Raw genomic sequence first — 19,351 nt, forward strand, 5'->3', positions numbered from 1 at the left:
CTAGACAAAATGACACCAAATGAGTTTTACTATGATCAGCTACCCCAACAAAACAAGGTGGCTTAACTAGAGCGGAATATCACTTATAAATACGCTTTTAGTTGTTCAAACAAGTGGGACCACCTCTATCGGCACACAGTGATTTTCTAAAGGCCAAATCATAGTCTTTATTATTTTTTATAAAGTCTAAAATATATTGAACCGCCTGATGGCTTAATATAAACTATAAAGATCCTTTATATAGTTTCGGCAACCCTTCTATATTTTGAGTATATAAACCAAGTTTATGTAAAAAAATAATTAGCTTACATTTGATTTTTTCTAAAATTGATTTTTCTTTAATAAAAAAGAAGTCTGGATACAAATATTTAATCCGGTTTTTTGGATCTGCTTGAAGTTCATAACCGATATATTCCTGATCACTGCTTAAAAGATATTTTTCTATACTTTCAATAGACATTAATGGAATATCATCACCGGACAATAAAGAGAAATACTTATATTCAAATTGGTTAGCATAATTTAAAAGTTTTAGAGTGGCCTCAATTTGAGTATAACCACCCCAATGCACATCCACTCTTTCTGTCTAAAATTCTATTTGTGAGCTGCTTGGTAACGATCTCTTTATATGATCAAGATCTGATTTTTTATCTACATGAATTAAAATTTTACTATTAGGACTTTTAATCAGCTCATTTACAAGATAAACAAGTGGATTAGTTAATTGATGACACATAATCCCATAAATAAAATTCATATTTTATTATCCATATCCATGGGGATTCTGCTTTTGCCATTTCCAGCTATCAGCTAGCATATCCTCCAAACCATACTGTGGTGCCCATCCTAATTCTTCTATTGCACGTTTATTATCTGCAAATGAAGTTGCCACATCACCTTCACGACGTGATACAAATTCAAATGCAATATTTATTCCATTTACTTGTTCAAAAGTATTTTTAACTTGAAGAACTGAACTTCCATTCCCTGTGCCAATATTCCAAGCTCTACATCCTTGAGATGTTAGTCGGTTGTTTAATGCACATAAATGTGCATTAGCTAAATCAACCACATGAATATAATCACGTACTCCAGTCCCATCTACTGTGTCATAGTCATTACCAAAAATAGATAGTTTTTCACGACGACCTACAGCGACTTGAGTCACATAAGGCATTAGATTATTTGGAATCCCTCGTGGATCTTCTCCAATCTGGCCACTTTTATGTGCACCCACCGGGTTAAAATAACGCAATAAGGCAATTGACCAACGTGTATCTGCAATCGCTAGTTTTTCTAGAATCTGTTCTACAATTAATTTAGTATACCCATAATTATTACTTGGCATACCTGTTGGCATTTCTTCATTTAACGGAGAAATATTGGCTTCGTCATAGACAGTTGCAGACGAGCTAAATACCAGTTTAAAAACCTGAGCTCGCTCCATCGCTTGCACCAGGCTAATTGAACCAGCAATATTATTATCAAAATAAGCTAATGGAATTTGTTGACTTTCACCAACTGCTTTTAAACCAGCAAAATGAATCACCGCATCAATGGTATTTTCCTGGAATATTCGATCTAAGATCTGACTGTCTCGAATATCACCTTCGACAAATTTCAGGCTTTTTTGAGCCAACTGCTGGACACGATTTAAAGACTCAACCGAGCTATTGGATAAATTATCCAATACTACGACGTCATGCCCAGTATTTAATAGTTCCAAGCAGGTATGTGAACCAATATAACCTGCTCCACCCGTTACTAAAATTTTAGCCATATCTTTCCTAATTCAATTTTAATCAAGCTTTTAGGATTTTAATCAAACCCTGGGTTGAACCATCTAAACCGCTAATATCAGTTTGCTCACCATTCAGTATAGGCAATAACTGATTGGCAATTTCCTTACCTTTTTCTACGCCCCATTGGTCAAATGGATTAATATTCCAAAGCACCGACTGCACAAAAACTTTATGCTCATACAATGCAATCAGCATTCCGAGGCTATAAGGGTTTAGTTCCTGTAATAAAATAGTGCTGCTTGGCTGGTTACCCTCATATTGTTTATAGGCTGGTAAGCCCTGTAACTCAGTCTGATCCAAGGCATCATTACCAAATGCCAGTAAACGTGATTGTGCCAGACAGTTAGATAAAGCCAGATGATGCTGTTCAATCAAAGCATCAGCATTATCGACATAGGTATATTGCTGACTGTTATAACGTTTTACAGGAGCAATAAAATCACAGCTGACTGCTTGGGTGCCTTGGTGTAACAGCTGGTAAAAGGCATGTTGGGCATTTGGTCCAACTTCGCCCCAAATAATCGGACAAGTGTCGAGCTGTACTTTTTCACCATTGCGCTGGATGGACTTGCCATTGGACTCCATTTCCAGCTGCTGTAAATAAGACGCAAAATATTTCAGACGTCCATCATAAGGTAAGATGGCATGGGTCTGTATATCCAGAAAATTTGTATTCCAGGCACCCAGTAAGCCCATTAATACTGGGATATTCTGTTCCAGAGGCTTGTACTGGAAATGCTGATCTACAGCATAAGCACCAGCAAGCAGTTGTTTAAAACCGTCCACTCCAATACTGAGTGCAATCGGTAAACCAATGCACGACCAGAGAGAATAACGCCCACCGACCCAATCCCATAACAATAGCTGATTTTCGGGTGCAATTCCCCAGGCTGTCATTTTTTCAGGTTTAGTGGATACCCCAATAAAATGATGCTTCACGATAGAAGGATGTTGGCCTAAAGATTTTTCCAGCCATAAACGCACTGTTTGAGCATTGGATAAGGTATCAATCGTTCCAAATGACTTGGAAGAAATAATAAAAAGTGTGGTTTCTGGACGTAACTGATGCAGCAATTCAGATAGCTGACTACCATCCATCGTGGAAACGAAATGCACATTCAAAGGTTTGGCAGATTGATATTTGAAATCCGAGAGCGCATGACTAACCATTAATGGTCCTAAGTCAGATCCCCCCACCCCGATATTCACTACATCCTGAATGACTTCACCGGTAGCGCCACGGCGTTGTCCGGCATGAATCTGCTCGACCAAAGCATACATACGGTCTAATTGAGCATGAACTTTAGCTGCCAAATCTTCATGCTGCTGGTCCTCTTTCGGCAAACGTAAGGCCCAGTGCATGGCTGCACGTTGTTCAGTATAGTTAATCGTCTGAGTGGAAAATAAAGACCCGATCCAGGATCTTAGATTTTGTGTCTCTGCCCACTCAATCAGATGCTGCACAGCATCATGATTGACTCTATGTTTGCTATAGTCAAAAACTACCTCCTCAAATTGTACCGAGTATTGGTTAAACCGTTCAGGATCTGCTGCAAAGAGTTGGCGTAAATGGATCGATTTCAATTGTTCTTTTACAGAATTCAGCTTTTTATAAGCATTATTGGTATTCTGGTCTGATTTAAGCTGGTCTAACATCAACGTCCCACCCCAATATAGTTAAAACCGCGTGACTTGATATAAGCAGGGTCATAGAGATTACGTCCATCCAGAATCAAAGGATGCTGCATCAACTTGCTGAGATAAGCATAATCCGGGCTACCATACTGTTTCCAGGCCGTGATTAAACACAATGCATCTGCATCTTCTACCGCCTGATACTGGTCTTCACATAAGATTAAATCAGTACGTTGACCATAAATCTGTTCAATATTGGTCAAAGCCTGTGGATCATGCAGTTTCACTGTTGCACCTTGCGCCCACAATGCTGCCAACATGGCATGTACCGGAGATTGCTGGATACTTGGGGTATTTTCCTTAAATGCAGCCCCCCAGATGGCGACTGTTTTCCCTTGCAGGTCTCCACGGAAATAATTCCACAACTTCCGGAATAGCAACTCTTTCTGTTGCTCATTAATATCCCACACCTGTTCCAGTAACTGGTTTTTCACCCCTGAATCCGCTACGGCGTGAGTCAGCGTCCGGATATCATGAGAAAAGTTTTCTCCACCAAAGCCCACCCCTGGAAATAAATAAGCTGAACCAATACGATTATCTGCCGCCATACCCTGACGGACTTGCTCAATATCAATTCCCAGTTTTTCAGCGACACTTGCCAGATCATTCATATAACTGATCCGGGTAGCCAACATGCCGGAAATACTCAGCTTGGTAAATTCTGCATCCAGAATAGGCATAAACAGATATTGCTGGGCACGAGGGAACAAGGGACGTAACAACTCTCTAACTTTGAGCTGTACATCAGGTTGATCGCAACCCACAATCAGTTGAGTGGCTTGAACGAAACTGCGAATAGCATTTCCTTCCTGAATAATATCTGGAAGATAGACCCAGTCATCATTCGGTAAAAGTTGCTGGAATCGCGCTGTACCATGCAAACCAAAGGTGGATGCATTAATCATCAGTTTAGGGTGTGCAAAGCAGGCATGATGAATGGTATTTAACATCTTAAATGCCAGCTGCTCTTCTGTCGCATTAAAACTAAAGAAAAAGACATCCTGATTAAAATTCAGATGCTGAAAATCACAACAGTTTAAAAAACCGGATTCTTCCTGTTTTTGTAATAATAGTTGTAAGGATTCATCCTGAAAGTAAGTCCGAGCAGGCTCACCTGTATTGAAGCTATTACACCATACGACCTGATGGCCACATTCAGCCAATAGAGCTGAAATAACCCCTGAGAATAAGGTTTTTCCTAATACTGCGACTTTCATAATATCCCTTTTTTATTATAAGGCGAGTTCCTGAATCAATGCTTTAAACTCTGCACCGAGTTTAGGATGATCTACGCCATAATGTAATACAGCCTTAAGATAGCCGAGCTTGCTACCACAATCAAAGGTTTGACCCTTCATCCGATAAGCTTCGACAACCTCTGTTTGCTGTAATAGTGCAATCGCATCAGTTAGCTGGATTTCATTGCCTGCCCCTTTCGGTGTCTGCTCCAGTAGTTGCATAATCTTTGCCGGAAGGATATAACGACCTACCACAGATAAATTCGACGGTGCGGTACCAATCGCCGGCTTTTCCACAATACCTTGCATCACCGTGCTTTCACCTTCCGCAGGCGAAGCAGGCACATCCACAATCCCATATTGATCAACCAGATGATCAGGAACTGCCTCAACCATGATTTGTGATGCCTGAGATTGTTCATAACGTTGAATCATGCGAGACAGGTCATTTTGAGTATCTTGCTCTTTAACCAGAACATCGGGTAACAGGACAGCAAAGTCATCATCACCAATCACAGCTTTAGCACAAAGTACCGCATGACCAAGGCCTAAAGGCTGTGGCTGACGTACGCTAATCACACTAACATGAGGGGGTAAAATTTCAGTAACTTCTTTAAGCAAATCGGTTTTATTTTTTTGCTCAAGTGTAGTTTCAAGTTCAAAGTTACGGTCAAAATAATTTTCAATTGATGCTTTGGAAGAATGCGTCACCAAAATAATTTGTTCAATTCCAGCTGCAATTGCTTCTTTTACGACATATTCTATTGCCGGACGGTCAACCACCGTCACCATTTCTTTAGGAATGGATTTGCTGGCCGGTAAAAAACGTGTGCCAAGTCCTGCAACAGGGAGAATTGCCTTTTTAATCATGTTATTCAACCTAATTATTTCCAACTTTAATTTACTTTAATTTCCTGACCACGCTGATAACCATCGACATAATGTTCAAGCTGCATTAAAGCCCAATCTACATCACTTTGAGTCGCTGTCAGCACATGCATACGATTAAATACTTCCAGAATTTCAGCTAAAGGATAATGTTTTTCTACCGATCTTAAAATTCGCTTATGTGAAGTAATCTCTGTATTTTCCTGGTCAATTAACAGCTCTTCATACAATTTTTCACCTGGACGCAATCCTGTATATTTAATTTCAATGTCACCATCGGGATTTTGACTGTCTTTCACCTTTAAGCCACTCAGTGAAATCATCTGACGGGCCAGATCCTGAATTCTTACCGGTTCTCCCATATCGAGCAGGAATACATCACCACCTGTGCCTAAAGCACCTGCCTGAATCACCAACTGCGAAGCTTCAGGAATTGTCATAAAGAAACGTGTCACTTCAGGGTCAGTGACAGTGATAGGGCCACCCTTGGCAATCTGCTGTTTAAATAATGGGACAACCGAACCCGATGAACCTAAGACATTCCCGAAACGTACAATACTTATCTGGGTTTGATTTTGTGCTTCAGCCATGGCCTGACAATAAAGCTCTGCCATACGTTTGGTAGCCCCCATCACATTGGTTGGACGTACTGCTTTATCAGTTGAAATCAGTACAAAAGTCTCGACCCCTTTTTTGACAGCTGCATTGACACTAAAGGCCGTCCCTACCGCATTATTTTTTAAGCCAGCCAATGGATTACATTCTACTAAAGGAACATGTTTATAAGCAGCAGCATGATAGACAGTTTGAACACCATATTGCTCAATGACCCGTTCCAGTTTACTTTCATCCACTACCGAACCTAGAATTGGAATAATTTCGCAGCTGGCACTAAGACGTAATTCTTTATCGATACTATATAAAGCAAACTCTGTCAGCTCATAGATAATAAGTTTTACCGGTTGATTTTTAATGATTTGACGACATAGCTCTGAGCCAATGGAGCCTCCTGCCCCTGTAACCATTACAACTTTATCTTTGATATTTTTTTCTAGTAGTTCTGCTACAGGAGGGACTGGATCACGTCCTAAAAGGTCAATAATATCGACTTCCTGAATATCAGAAACTCGAATTTCACCATTGACCAGTTTAGTCAGACCTGGAATTTCAGTAATTTTTAAATGGGCAGGTTCCAAGAATTTTACGATCTCGCTTTTACGGATACGCCCCACTGAAGGAAGTGCGATCAGAATTTCATCAATACGTAGTTTGGTAAAAGATTTTAATGCAATTTCTGGTGCATAAACTTGAATTCCCCCAATATTCTGACCGCTCAATGAAGGATTATCATCAATAAACATGACTGGTAAATGTTCATTAGAACGATTTAAAGTTGCTGCAACCTGCTGCCCTGCATAACCTGCACCATAAATCGCAATCCGTTTTTTCGATACTCCGGCATATAGATATGAACGAACAATAAAGCGGATCAATCCTCGACTAAACCAAACCCAGGCAAACATCATGAAGCCAAACATCAAAGGAATAGAAGTAGGAATGAACGCATGGGTCGCATACGCAAGCAAATACAAACCAATGACTGCCAGAACAGTGGCTAGCCCTAATTTAACAATAAAAAATTCATTAAAAGTACGAACAATAAAACGATAAACACCACAAACAAATAAAGCCAATACAGCAATGGTACTGACCCAAACTGTACCAAAAGGAATATTGGGAACAACTTCTGCACCCAAATCGAATTGACGAATGGCATAGCAAAGCCAGATCAGGACGGGAAATATGCAGAAGTCCAAAATAACGAGAAATGTCTGTTTAGCCGCACGTGGGGATTCAACTAAGGGTAGAATGATAGATTTCACTTGCTGTGTCTTCTCAATAATTATTTATAAATTTTTACCCCATATTAAATATTAGAGAGAATTGAGGTAAAAACTTGGATAAATGTTTAAAGTGTACCTATAAAGATACACTTTACATGATTGAATCCTAGAGAATTATATGCGACTAATCACCTGCTGAATAACATCTTTAGTTGTTTGAATATTATTTTCTGTTAATGTCGGATGGACCAAGAACATCAAACTGGTTTCACCGAGTTTTTGCGCATTTTGCAAACGCTGTGTCGGTCGCCATGCTGTACCATCAAAAGCATGCTCCAAATACACCTCGGAACAAGATCCACTAAAACATGGCACACCCAAGGCATTCATCTCTGTCATAATCCGGTCACGTGACCAGCCTTCAGGCAACTGATCTGTATTGACCTGTACATAACATTTATATGCGGCATGGACATACTCATCGGATGGGCGATGAACTGTAAAATATGGGCTATCTGCAAATGCAGCATAAATTTTTTCCATATTTGCATTACGCTGTGCTGTCCATTCGGACATCTTCTTCAATTGAATCCGTCCAATCACAGCCTGCATTTCCATCATGCGCCAGTTGGTACCAAAAGAGTCATGTAACCAGCGGAATCCCGGCGGATGCTGTTTGTTATATATACTGTCAAAGTTTTTACCATGATCTTTATAAGACCACATTTTTTTCCATAAGTTTTCATCATTGGTAGTGACCATTCCTCCTTCACCGCCAGTGGTCATAATCTTATCCTGACAGAATGACCAGGCACCAATATGACCGATTGAACCTGCAGATTTTCCTTTATACATGGCACCATGGGCTTGGGCACAATCCTCAATCACATACAGGCCTTTTTCTTTTGCCAATTGCATGATTGGATCCATATCACACATCCAGCCAGCGAGATGCACACAAATAATCGCTTTGGTATTAGGCGTTAAAACTGCTTCAATCGTACGACGTGAGATATTTTGCGAGTCCATTTCCACATCGGCAAAAATCGGATTTGCCCCAGCAGTTACAATGGAGCTAGCCGAGGCCAAGAAAGTGCGTGAGGTGACAATCACATCATCCCCTGCGCCAATTCCCAAGGCTTTCAAGGCTACATCCAAAGCCACGGTACCATTCGCCAATGCTACTGCATATTGTGTGCCAGCAAATTGAGCAAATTCTTTTTCAAATTCACGGCATTCCTGTCCAGTCCAGTAATTCACTTTGTTGGATAACAAGACTTGGGAGACAGCATCGGCTTCTTCTTGCGTAAAGCTTGGCCATGGTTCAAATGCAGTGTTTAACATGATGTATTCCCTAAAAATTAAATACGAATAAGACGATCACACTTAGAAAATACGAGATCAGCTTTATATTGATTAAAAGAACTCTCTAGTTTTTCACCAGTCAACCAAGCTAAATATGCCTGAATGGTATTCATACCGGCTTCATGTGAAAAAGGATATCCACCACCGAAACGTGGATTCAATTCCAACACATACAACTCACCACCTTCCTCGAATACATCACAATCTAAATTACCAATATGTTTTAAATTAGTTGATATTTTTTCGCCAATATCTGAAAAACGCTGGTCAATAACAGAAACCGCTTTATCTGTTTCTCCAGCCCGCATAGAAAGTTTTTTACGTACTACTGTCGTAAAATATTCTTGATCCAAGTCATTTACGATATCCATGCCATATTCTGGTCCATTCAATTTCTGTTGAATCAAGATGGCTGCATCTAATTCGTTCTTACTCGCCTCAAATAGAATTGTGTTCTTTAATTTAATCATTAGCAGCTTATAAGCTAATTCAAACTCTTCTAGACTTTCTGGAAATTCGATTCCAATTGAAGCACTTCCCCACCGTGGTTTTAAAACGAGTGGAAAAGTTAATTGACCTTCTTTAATCGCTAGTAATGCTTGATTATAATTAGTAAAAGTCTGGGGGGTATTAAGACCAATAGAAGCTAAGAAATCACGCGTTTTAATTTTATCAAAGCAAATATCAATTACCGAACTATCCGATACAATAACTTTTGCGCCCAGGTCAGCAAAGGCTTGTTTATGATGAGCGAGAATAGGTAACTCAAGATCATTTAAAGATATGATCGCATTGATATCATACTCTTTAACAATACTAAGTAAATTTGGAATATAGTCCTCACTATAAATAGAAGGAACAAGTAAGCTGATATCTGCATCAGACATTGCAGGAGCAAGATTACTCATATCCGTAGCCAAGACTATACCTTGACCATTTAATGCTTGCTTACAATAATTAATGAGATAATTACGACGGCCAGCACATGTAAATAAAATATTCATAATTCACTTTAAGCCAAAAAGTTAAAAATTCCGCCAGTATGCCAAAATACAATATTACCTTGTAAATTATGCTTTAAGACGTGCTCTTGCATACCCCAAAATGCCTTACCACTATATGTAGTATCTAAAGTAAAACCATAATTCTGAATTGAATTATCTGATATTTTTTTTAATTCATTATTATATTTTTCATAACCTCCACATAAATATTCATCTAAGACAATTACTTCATGTTTTCTTTGGATAGAAAAAGTATCACATAACATATTATAGAAAGTAGACACATGTTCTTGTGCAGATTGCTGATTTCTTGCTACTGATATACCAATCACTTTACAATCAATATTATTTTGAGATAAACCAGCCATAATCCCTGCTTGGGTAGATCCAGTACCACAAGCTACGAATAAGTAATCTATTAGTACTTCTGAATTTAATTGTTGAACAGCATCAATATAAGCTTTACCACCTTGAAGATTATGCCCACCTCCCCATAGATAATAAGGTTTTAAACCAATATCTTTATATTTACACATAGCCTGATCCATAGTGGGTCCAATATCTATGGGTTGGTCAACAAAAATAATATTAGCTCCTGACATACGCATAATTTTGGCATTGCCAGACTCTTTTAGAAACTTATCTTTATCACCATGTAAAACTAATGTACATTGCAAATGATGTTGCGCACAAAAAACGGCTGTTGCTCGACAATGGTTTGATTGAATACCACCTGTCGTTACTACAGCCTTATAGGAGTTATCTAAGATTTCTTGACCAATACTATCAATTTTTCGACCTTTATTACCACCGCCTAAAGATGGATATAAATCATCACGGATAATAGTAATATTTTGGTTAAGTTGTGATTGATATATTTTTTGATAAATAATCATAAAAGTCTAATCTCTTTATAGTCATAATTAACTTCATATTGAAATAAACTTTTATCTAGGTCATCTATGAAACAACCATAATAATAACGATCTATAAAACTATCTTCTCTTTTAGTTTCATTACGTAAGATTCCTTCTTTCTTAAAACCAATTTTTTCATATAATTTTTGAGATGCAACATTATCTGAATCAATATAAGCATAAACTTTATTTATTTTTAGAATTTCAAAAGCATAAACACATTGTAAGAATAGTGTTTTTTTACCTAGGCCTTTTGCTTTGGTATCTGGGTCAACAAAAATATAAGACTCCATTTTCAAGATATCAGCATCTAGTCCGGTTAAACCAGACATACTTAATACCTCGCCATCCAATGTCTCTAAAACAAAATCTACACGCTTATTATTATTCTTATTAAGGTCAAACCACTGAATTGTATTTGTTAATGAAACAGGTGGTTTGAAATGCATGGTAGAATAAATCCGCGCATCATTCATCCATTGCACTCGTAAAGATAAATCGTTTTTATTTAGTAATCTTAGTTTCATTTTTAGCTCGCTCAATATCTAAAGGCTTTCCAATAGCTCCTGGAACTACGGCAATATCCTTCCTTGCTATAACATTTTTAACAGTCAATAACGCTATTTTTATATCATTCATGAAGCTAATAGTTTCTACATATTGAGCATCCAACTCTAAACGACTATCCCAATCTAAAAAGTTTCTACCATTAACTTGTGCTAATCCTGTTATACCCGGCTTTATACTATGACGTAGAGCTTCTCGTTTCGTATAGTAGGGTAAATATCTTACGAATAAAGGTCTAGGTCCAATTAAAGACATATCACCTTTAATAACATTTAAAAGTTGTGGCATTTCATCTAGAGAGGTTTTTCTAACAAAACCACCAATCCTAGTTAGCCTTTGGGTATCAGGTAAAAGATTACCTTGATCATCTTTAGCATCATTCATCGTTTTAAACTTAATGATGTTAAATATTTTTTCATTCTTGCCAGGACGTTGCTGGAAAAAAAATGGAGAACCTTTATTTGCTATACTCAATAAAATCATTACTGCAATAAATACAGGACTTAATAAAGTAAATGCAATTAATGAAACAATAAGATCTAATAATCTTTTAAAAAAATGAGCATACATTATTCAGACCTTTAGCTATCCTAAGATGTTTTTATAATGCATAATAGCATGCTCTTGAACATCATTTCTTTCATAGTTTTTAGAAATCTTTGTAATGCAATTGATAGACATTTTTTGTAAGCTTGACGCATTAGCTATACAATAAGACATTTTATCGTATAAATCAGCTTTATCCCTTGGATATACGTAGAAACCATTAAACCCTTCTTCGATAATTTCTTCATAACCAGTAATTTTAGTTACAATAGCAGGTTTACCCATTGCATTAGCTTCAATTACAGATAAGCCAAAACCTTCCCTATAAGAGGGGGATACAAAGACATTCATGATTGATAAGAATTTTTTGACATCCCTTTGAAAACCGCACTCAATAATGTTTGGATTATTTTTTATAATACTTAAAGTTTTATTTTTTAGAGGATCCAATTCATGCTCATAACGTCCTACTAGAATAAGTTTAATATTTTTTTGAGATAAACTGTTAAAAGCTTCTACTAGCTCATTTATTCCTTTATCCGAAACAATTCGTCCAACAAAACCAAAAACAAAATCATTTTCACCTATCTCTAAATCTCTTTTTGTTTTCTGAATATTACACGAGTATTTAGTAAAACTTTTAACATCAATACCATTGGGACTTCCATTAAAAATTACTTTAATATTTTTATTTATAATCTCACTTTCTACTTTTAATTTTATTCCATCACTAACAGCAATTATATCTGTAGCACACCAACAGTTAATATATTCAATTAACTTTAACAGTTTCCTTTTTTTACCTTGTGCCCCCTCATATCTAAGACCATGTATATAATAAATTCGTCTTGGGATTCTTAAAATATATCCTACTACCAATGCTAATAACGATGCCTTTGGAGTATTACAATGAATTGCAAAAGGTCTATTAAAACTAAAAAAAATTAATATTTTTATAAATGAAATGATATCTCTCCAAGGAGAAATATCTCTTTGCATAGAGATACCTTTATATTTAACTTTCTCTTCATCAGCAATATCTTTCAACTTATGACTAAATGAACTAATTAAAGTTACATCATAACTTTGACCCAATTCCTTAATTTGTCCGCTAAAAAAATTTAATGAATTAGGTATTGTTGTTAATATATACAACTTTTTACTATTCATTTCAAAATCCTAGTTAATTGAAGATCGAAATCGGAATAATGTTCTGCTTTAATAGCTTCTTTATTTCTGAATTTATAAAGAACTTTCATAATTGATAAAAAATAAAAAGCATGAGTAACTAAAATTTTGCTATATATTTTTAATAAATTTAAAATATATTCATTATTTGATAATATTCCTTCATGATATTTTTTTATTACCTTAATTTGAGTTTTATAGGAATAAAGCATTTTCTTTCTTGTTACATTATCTTCTTCACGATAATAATATAAATAATCTTGCAAAAAACCAACTTTCAAATCATTTTTGATTATAGCACTAACCCAAAGCTCATAATCTTGAGCAGTATATATTTTTTCATTATATTTATTTCTTTTATACCAACTTTTTCTAACTAATAATGAGGCATGAACAATTCCCGAGCTCCCTAATAAAACTTGTTTTTTAGTAGGGGAAGATAACCTACACGTTCTCACTCCATTTAATTCATTATTATTAGATATTGAATATAGCGAAGTTGAAACGAGATCAATATGAGGATGATTAATTAAGTACTCTAATTGTAGCTGAATCCTAAATGGTGACATAATATCATCAGCATCCATTCTAGCTATATAATCATATTGAGCTACTTCAATAATTTCATTTAGTCTTGCAGGTAATTTTTTGTTTAAACCATCAGATAATACTCTAATACGCTTATCTTTATAAGATAAAGCTATCTCTAGTGACTTATCTGTTGAACCATCATCTATAAGTATTAATTCCCAGTTTTTATGGGTTTGAGCCAAAACGGAATCTATACAAAGAGCTAGATACTTTTCTGCATTAAAAAAAGGAATGCCTATGCTTACAAAAACATCATCAGCCTTCATGATTAAAATATCTCAAAATATGGGTTAATAATATAGGGTACATAATTTGCAAAACGATCTAAACGCAACATAAAGTATACTATGAGAAATATTATAACAAATAAATTTATCAACTTATTATTTAGATTTTTCAACACTATTGGAATAATAAAAATTAATGCAAGAATAAAATACGATAATAATCTTTGAGGACCCGAAGGATTTGTCTGAAGGAATGAAATACCTAGTATGAAAAATAGCCCACATGAATAAAATTGAAATAAAGCGTTAAACTCCTTATTATCTTTAATATTAATTTTATTTTTGATTAAATAAATCAAAAGAAAAACAACAAAATAAAATAATAAAATTAAAAATCCACCCGAACTATCAGAAACCTCAGTATATCCTGCATATTTTTCATTTGAGTCAGCAAGTAAGTTAATCATGCTTTTACTCAACAGTAATGAAGATAAAAATATAAATATTATTTTCCACTCAATTTTCCACTTTAAATTAACAATAAAATAAAATGGAATCATAAAAAGTGCACTAATATGAAAAAAACTAGCAAATATACATATTAAAAAATATTTAAGAAAATTTTTATTAATTAAAAACGGTAAAGACACAAAAAAAATTGCCATAGCAATACCTTGCCTTAAACCATTTAGAAAAAATGTATACCCTCCTAATGTAATAAAAATAAATATAGATAAAATATAATTTATACTATATTTTTTTATTACAACCATTTGTAAGAAAACAACAATTATAGAAGTTATAAAGAAAAGCCAAAAATAATTATGACTAATATTTAATATAATGTACTCTAGTAAAAGATAACCAGACTCCATACCTTCATGAAATTCATAATAATCTGGATCTAATTTATTGACAAAGTTTTTAACATACAATCCTGTATCTGTACCCACCGTAGAATTACGAATGGTGGCAAACACTATCAATGCAAAAGATGGTACCCAAAATGCATTTCTATTTAAGGATTTTTTTTCTAAAAAAATCCAAAACATCACAAATCCTAGAAGTAATAGATATGGAAACATTTTAGGTTAATTTCCTATATTCGATTTTTTTAGATCTTTATAAAAATTTAATAAATCTGTTGCATTTTTTTTAACATTAAAACCAGAAGCTTGTAGGCATGTATAAATTTCACTTTGAGAAACAGATTTGTTTTTTTGATTCTTTAAGGCTTCAACCCAAGTATCTACATTATCTAAAGACAAAAAATTTACCAAACCTAAATCTAAATCAACTTCTGGAGCTATTCTATCGGAAATTAAACTTAACAAGCCCACTGCTTGACTTTCAACTAAAACAACTGGAAAACCTTCATGCAAAGATGGCATTAACATAACATCTGCGCCCGCCATCAAATTTGGAACATCATTCCTGACACCTAAAAGAAAAACATTTTCCTCTAAACCATAATCTTGTATATTTTTCTTAATAATATCTTGGAAAGGACCTTGACCTACAATGAAAAAAGTAAAGTTAATACCTAGCTCTTTTAATTTTCTAGCAATTTTTAAAGAAAAATCATGATTTTTAACTTCATTCAATCTACCTACTTGGATAATTTTTAAACCTTGAAGATCACTTTTAACCGCTTTCCAAGAATTTTTATTAGTTAATGAAATTTCATTATATAGTTGCAAATCAATTGCATTATTTAATAACCAAACATTTTTTGATGTATTAAATAAATATTCAGCTGCTTCTTTACCACACGCAATTCTTTTTGTTGATAAACTTTTATTTAGATAGATTGCAAATTTTTCGTAAAAATTAGCTACAATCCCAGATTTAGCATTCTGTGTATTATGCGAATGCGAAATTCGATGTTTAACCCCTGCTTGTTTTGCTGCTAACAAGTGAAAAGCATTATTGAGTAACATATGTGCATGTACAATCTGATATTCAGAATGCTGCTTTAAAAAGCTTGTTAACTTAAACATGCGGTCAATAGAATTATTCGCAATTATTGGATAAATCTTTCCACCTAAGGCTAAAATTTCATCATCGTAGTCACCTTTTTGAGTGGTAAAAGTAATAAAGTCAAATTGGACCTGCGTACGATCAATATTACGATAAAGATTAATAAGCATAGTTTCTGCGCCAGCTCGGTCCATTTTTCCGACTATATGTAAAACTCTAATAGGATTCATTGAACTTTCCAAAATTAAATTTATTCCTTAAAGACTTAGGCTTAATCATCTCTTTATTAAAAAACGTAAAAGTTCTAACATTTTTAGACCTAATATATTTGGTAAGCTAACAATAAGATTGATTATTAAAATACGTATACTAATCTCAAATTTATAATTCTTAGTTTTTAAAACCTTATTAATTTGCTTTGCATCGTTTAAAGCTTGGCCTAAAAGGCCTTTATCGATACGTGTCAAAATACTCCATTGGCTTATCTTTACTTTATTGGCAAATTTCTCTTTTAAAGAAACTGCTTTATATTGTTCTAATAAATTTAAAACTAAACTATGAACTTTAAATAGATCTAAAAGTTTCTTACCTGAAGAACCTGTAATAGAAGTTTTTCGCTGTCTATATAGTAACAATTCAGCAGGAATATGGAATTTTTTATTAGCAACTAGACCTAGCTCCCAATGAAATGGCCAGTCCTCATAATACAATCCAATTGGAAAATATAGTCTTTTAGATTTAACTAAACTCGTCCTAATAAACTTTAGCCAAGCAAAATGTTGTTGATTAAAATAATTTTCACCTTGTTCTAAAACTTTCAAATTATCCACATTTGATAAGTCTAATTGTAGACTTAACTTGATACCATCTTCAAATGCCTTGAAATTATATGTTATAAGATCTGCATCATTTACTATCGCATATTTCACACATAATTCTATAAGTGATAAGTGAACTAAGTCATCCGAATCTACAAACATAATGTAGTCCCCTTTCGCAGCATCTATACCTGTATTGCGTGCTGCTGAAAGGCCACTATTCTTTTCATGACGAATAAGTTTTATACGCTGATCGTTAAGGTGCTTTGACAAAACTTCCAAGGATTTATCTGTAGAACAATCTTCAACCACAATAATCTCTAGATTCTCATATGTCTGTTGACGTATTGAATTCAAGCACTCATCAAGATATTGCTCAACATTATAAACAGGCACAATCACACTAACTAAAGGATTATTTTGACAATTCATTTTTAAGATAGAGCCTTAAGCAATGGTTTATATTGATTCAATTCAACAGGTGAATCAGTTAAATTACCACGAGGTTGAGATAAAAGTTGATCTATATATTTTGGAACCTGATTAAAATTTTCAAGTTCGACAAAAATTAGCCGTGGATGATCTTTCAACCAGTCCAAATAGGTTTGTCTTATTTTATGATTTGAATTGGGCAATACCAAGCAAGGCGTGCCTGAAAGGATACATAAAATCATACCGTGTAAACGATCTGTGATAACTAACTGAGCTTCAGCAAACTGCTGAATTTTATTAGAAAGCAATGTATTACATTCTGCTTTGCTTAAACCCGAACCACCTGCATGTGTATCTGTCTTAATAATAGTAAGACTGGTATCACCAATAGCACTATCTAAAATGGCATAGTGTTCAGCTTTTAAAGCACACTCCTTATCATTTCTTAGACAAGTCAAAATACCTTTAGGCTTTAAACTATTTACCACCCCTAACTGTTTAGCAGATGAACTCATTACAATATCAGGGACAAAACCAATCTTTACATTTTTTTGGCCATTGAATACGTCTTCTAGTTTCTTGTAAGTTATTAACTCTCTTGCAAAAACATGAATATCTGAATGACTAGCATATATTTTTTCTATCTTTTTAAGAGCTTTAGTAGACGATTGAGATTCCTCCCAATCTAAAGTTTGTGGAAAGCAAACAATTTTATTATATGGAAAACTTTGAATTACCAATTGTCTTAAATCCTCTATATCAGGATAAAGTGATCCCATATTACCACCACCAATAATGGTAATAATATCTTCAGAAGTCACCTGATTCTTAATTGAACCTAACCAAAGTCTAGTTTTACTGATAGGGACTGGAAAAACTTCATAATCTAGTAAATTTTCTTCTAGAAATTTTTCCTGAGCAGCAGAAATTGCTAGGTCACCAATATTTCCATAATCTGCCGCCAAGAAAATAAATGCCCGTTTCCTTACAGGTAGATCTACTTTTTCACAGTTCAAAAAAGTATGAATATATTGCTTAAACTTTAAAGGGAATATCTTTTTAATATGATTAAACATCCAAATAAATCCATAAAATTAATAAGATTTTCTAAAAAGTAGAACCCTAGTATTTAAAGTATTAACTTTTACTAGAGTATTTTATCTTTAATAAAAAATTAAGCAAATTAAACATTCTTGAATTAAGCAAAAATATTATTAAATATTGCCCTTTACTATCTACATTCCACTTCCACTTAGTGCATATCGTAAAAAAATTACTTTCAGAAATTCGTTTAAGTTCTTTTTTTCTTTCACTTTCAGGTAAATACATAATATTATTAATTAACCAAGGCAAAATATGTCCTAGATAGTATTTAGATATGTCTAATTTTACAACACTATCTAAAGTCTCATGCACTTTAAGTCTATTTTCAAAATGATGCTCCATATTTTCAAGCAATTCATATTTATAAGTAGGACTAGAGAGTGAACCCACATTTTCATAGTAAGAGTATAAAATATTTGAAATTCTTTTAATCGATTTAGCATTTTTTACAGCATATAAATTAAAAATAGTATCTTCACCTAATTTAATTTTTTGGTCAAAACGAATATTTTTGACTAAATTATAACTATATATTTTGGACCATGGATACCAAAATAACTCTTTATCATCTACAACATTAATTAACTTCTCATTTCCACCAAGCTCTCTTTTTGGTTCAGGAGAAAATTTTTTAACCTCTGTATTAGCTAAAATTTTTTCATAACCAAATACAACTAAATCAGGTTTATCAAGAGTAAACTTTTGTAAAACTTTAAAAAATTCAGGCTTAATTTCATCATCACAATCAACAAAACCAATATAGATGCCATTCGCTATTTCTAATCCAAAATTTCGTGCTGTAGATGCACCTTGATTTTCTTGATAGAAATATTTAATCCAAATAAATTTTTGAGTGAATTCATCAATAATATTTTTTGAGTTATCATTAGAACCATCATCAACTATTATCAATTCAACAAAAAACTCATTAACAGCATTAACAGCATTAACAGCATTAACAGCATTAACAGCATTAACAGCATTAACAGCATTAACAGCATTAACAGCATTAACAGCATTAACAGCATTAACAGCATTAACAGCATTAACAGCATTAACAATACTATTTAAGCATTTTTTCAAGTATTTTTCCCCATTGAAAATGGGCATAATTAAAGAAATATTATTTTTCAAAATACAGCACC

General features: G+C 34.2%; 18 protein-coding genes. All 18 read right to left on the reverse strand.

Going from position 1 to position 19,351, the window contains the following annotated elements:
- Positions 1–223: 223 nt before the first annotated feature.
- The gene (locus FTU19_RS16325; RefSeq protein ID WP_373684947.1) at positions 224–577 is read right to left on the reverse strand and encodes a beta-1,6-N-acetylglucosaminyltransferase; all 354 of its coding nucleotides are present in this window, start codon (positions 575–577) and stop codon (positions 224–226) included.
- A gap of 186 nt (positions 578–763) precedes the next feature.
- The gene (gene galE / locus FTU19_RS09840; protein WP_180130964.1) at positions 764–1,780 is read right to left on the reverse strand and encodes a UDP-glucose 4-epimerase GalE; all 1,017 of its coding nucleotides are present in this window, start codon (positions 1,778–1,780) and stop codon (positions 764–766) included.
- A 22-nt stretch (positions 1,781–1,802) separates the two neighbouring features.
- Positions 1,803–3,458: a glucose-6-phosphate isomerase gene (pgi, locus tag FTU19_RS09845; protein WP_180130967.1), complete on the reverse strand. Its 1,656-nt coding sequence runs from the start codon at positions 3,456–3,458 to the stop codon at positions 1,803–1,805.
- The gene (locus FTU19_RS09850) at positions 3,458–4,714 is read right to left on the reverse strand and encodes a nucleotide sugar dehydrogenase (protein ID WP_180104984.1); all 1,257 of its coding nucleotides are present in this window, start codon (positions 4,712–4,714) and stop codon (positions 3,458–3,460) included. Before FTU19_RS09850 ends, pgi begins: the two co-directional genes overlap by 1 nt.
- Before the next feature lie 15 nt (positions 4,715–4,729).
- Positions 4,730–5,605, reverse strand: a complete 876-nt coding sequence (galU, locus tag FTU19_RS09855; RefSeq protein ID WP_180130970.1) for a UTP--glucose-1-phosphate uridylyltransferase GalU — start codon at positions 5,603–5,605, stop codon at positions 4,730–4,732.
- Positions 5,606–5,631: 26 nt separating this feature from the next.
- Entirely contained in the window at positions 5,632–7,506 is a 1,875-nt protein-coding gene (locus FTU19_RS09860) for a nucleoside-diphosphate sugar epimerase/dehydratase (RefSeq protein ID WP_180130972.1), read from the reverse strand.
- Positions 7,507–7,641: 135 nt separating this feature from the next.
- A complete protein-coding gene (locus tag FTU19_RS09865) occupies positions 7,642–8,811 on the reverse strand; it encodes a DegT/DnrJ/EryC1/StrS aminotransferase family protein (protein WP_180130976.1) in 1,170 nt (389 codons plus the stop codon).
- 17 nt (positions 8,812–8,828) lie between these two features.
- The gene (locus FTU19_RS09870; RefSeq protein ID WP_180130979.1) at positions 8,829–9,836 is read right to left on the reverse strand and encodes an ATP-grasp domain-containing protein; all 1,008 of its coding nucleotides are present in this window, start codon (positions 9,834–9,836) and stop codon (positions 8,829–8,831) included.
- 8 nt (positions 9,837–9,844) lie between these two features.
- Complete coding sequence (locus tag FTU19_RS09875) at positions 9,845–10,732, reverse strand: 1-aminocyclopropane-1-carboxylate deaminase/D-cysteine desulfhydrase (RefSeq protein ID WP_180130982.1); 888 nt, start codon at positions 10,730–10,732, stop codon at positions 9,845–9,847.
- Positions 10,729–11,280 (reverse strand): GNAT family N-acetyltransferase, encoded by a 552-nt coding sequence (locus FTU19_RS09880; protein ID WP_180130985.1) that lies wholly within the window; start codon positions 11,278–11,280, stop codon positions 10,729–10,731. The genes FTU19_RS09875 and FTU19_RS09880 overlap by 4 nt, the downstream gene beginning before the upstream one ends.
- Positions 11,258–11,890, reverse strand: a complete 633-nt coding sequence (locus FTU19_RS09885) for a sugar transferase (RefSeq protein WP_180130987.1) — start codon at positions 11,888–11,890, stop codon at positions 11,258–11,260. Before FTU19_RS09885 ends, FTU19_RS09880 begins: the two co-directional genes overlap by 23 nt.
- 15 nt (positions 11,891–11,905) lie before the next feature.
- A complete protein-coding gene (locus FTU19_RS09890) occupies positions 11,906–13,036 on the reverse strand; it encodes a glycosyltransferase (RefSeq protein ID WP_180130990.1) in 1,131 nt (376 codons plus the stop codon).
- A complete protein-coding gene (locus FTU19_RS09895) occupies positions 13,033–13,911 on the reverse strand; it encodes a glycosyltransferase family 2 protein (protein ID WP_180130993.1) in 879 nt (292 codons plus the stop codon). Before FTU19_RS09895 ends, FTU19_RS09890 begins: the two co-directional genes overlap by 4 nt.
- 2 nt (positions 13,912–13,913) lie before the next feature.
- The gene (locus FTU19_RS09900; protein WP_257225447.1) at positions 13,914–14,924 is read right to left on the reverse strand and encodes an EpsG family protein; all 1,011 of its coding nucleotides are present in this window, start codon (positions 14,922–14,924) and stop codon (positions 13,914–13,916) included.
- A 39-nt stretch (positions 14,925–14,963) separates the two neighbouring features.
- The gene (locus FTU19_RS09905) at positions 14,964–16,082 is read right to left on the reverse strand and encodes a glycosyltransferase (RefSeq protein WP_180130999.1); all 1,119 of its coding nucleotides are present in this window, start codon (positions 16,080–16,082) and stop codon (positions 14,964–14,966) included.
- Between the two features lie 45 nt (positions 16,083–16,127).
- Entirely contained in the window at positions 16,128–17,102 is a 975-nt protein-coding gene (locus FTU19_RS09910; RefSeq protein ID WP_180131002.1) for a glycosyltransferase family 2 protein, read from the reverse strand.
- A 2-nt stretch (positions 17,103–17,104) separates the two neighbouring features.
- A complete protein-coding gene (locus FTU19_RS09915; protein ID WP_180131005.1) occupies positions 17,105–18,178 on the reverse strand; it encodes a polysaccharide pyruvyl transferase family protein in 1,074 nt (357 codons plus the stop codon).
- A 61-nt stretch (positions 18,179–18,239) separates the two neighbouring features.
- Positions 18,240–19,340, reverse strand: a complete 1,101-nt coding sequence (locus tag FTU19_RS09920) for a glycosyltransferase (protein WP_180131008.1) — start codon at positions 19,338–19,340, stop codon at positions 18,240–18,242.
- Positions 19,341–19,351 lie beyond the last annotated feature (11 nt).

This window comes from Acinetobacter sp. YH12072 (assembly GCF_013419565.1).
Lineage (GTDB): Bacteria > Pseudomonadota > Gammaproteobacteria > Pseudomonadales > Moraxellaceae > Acinetobacter.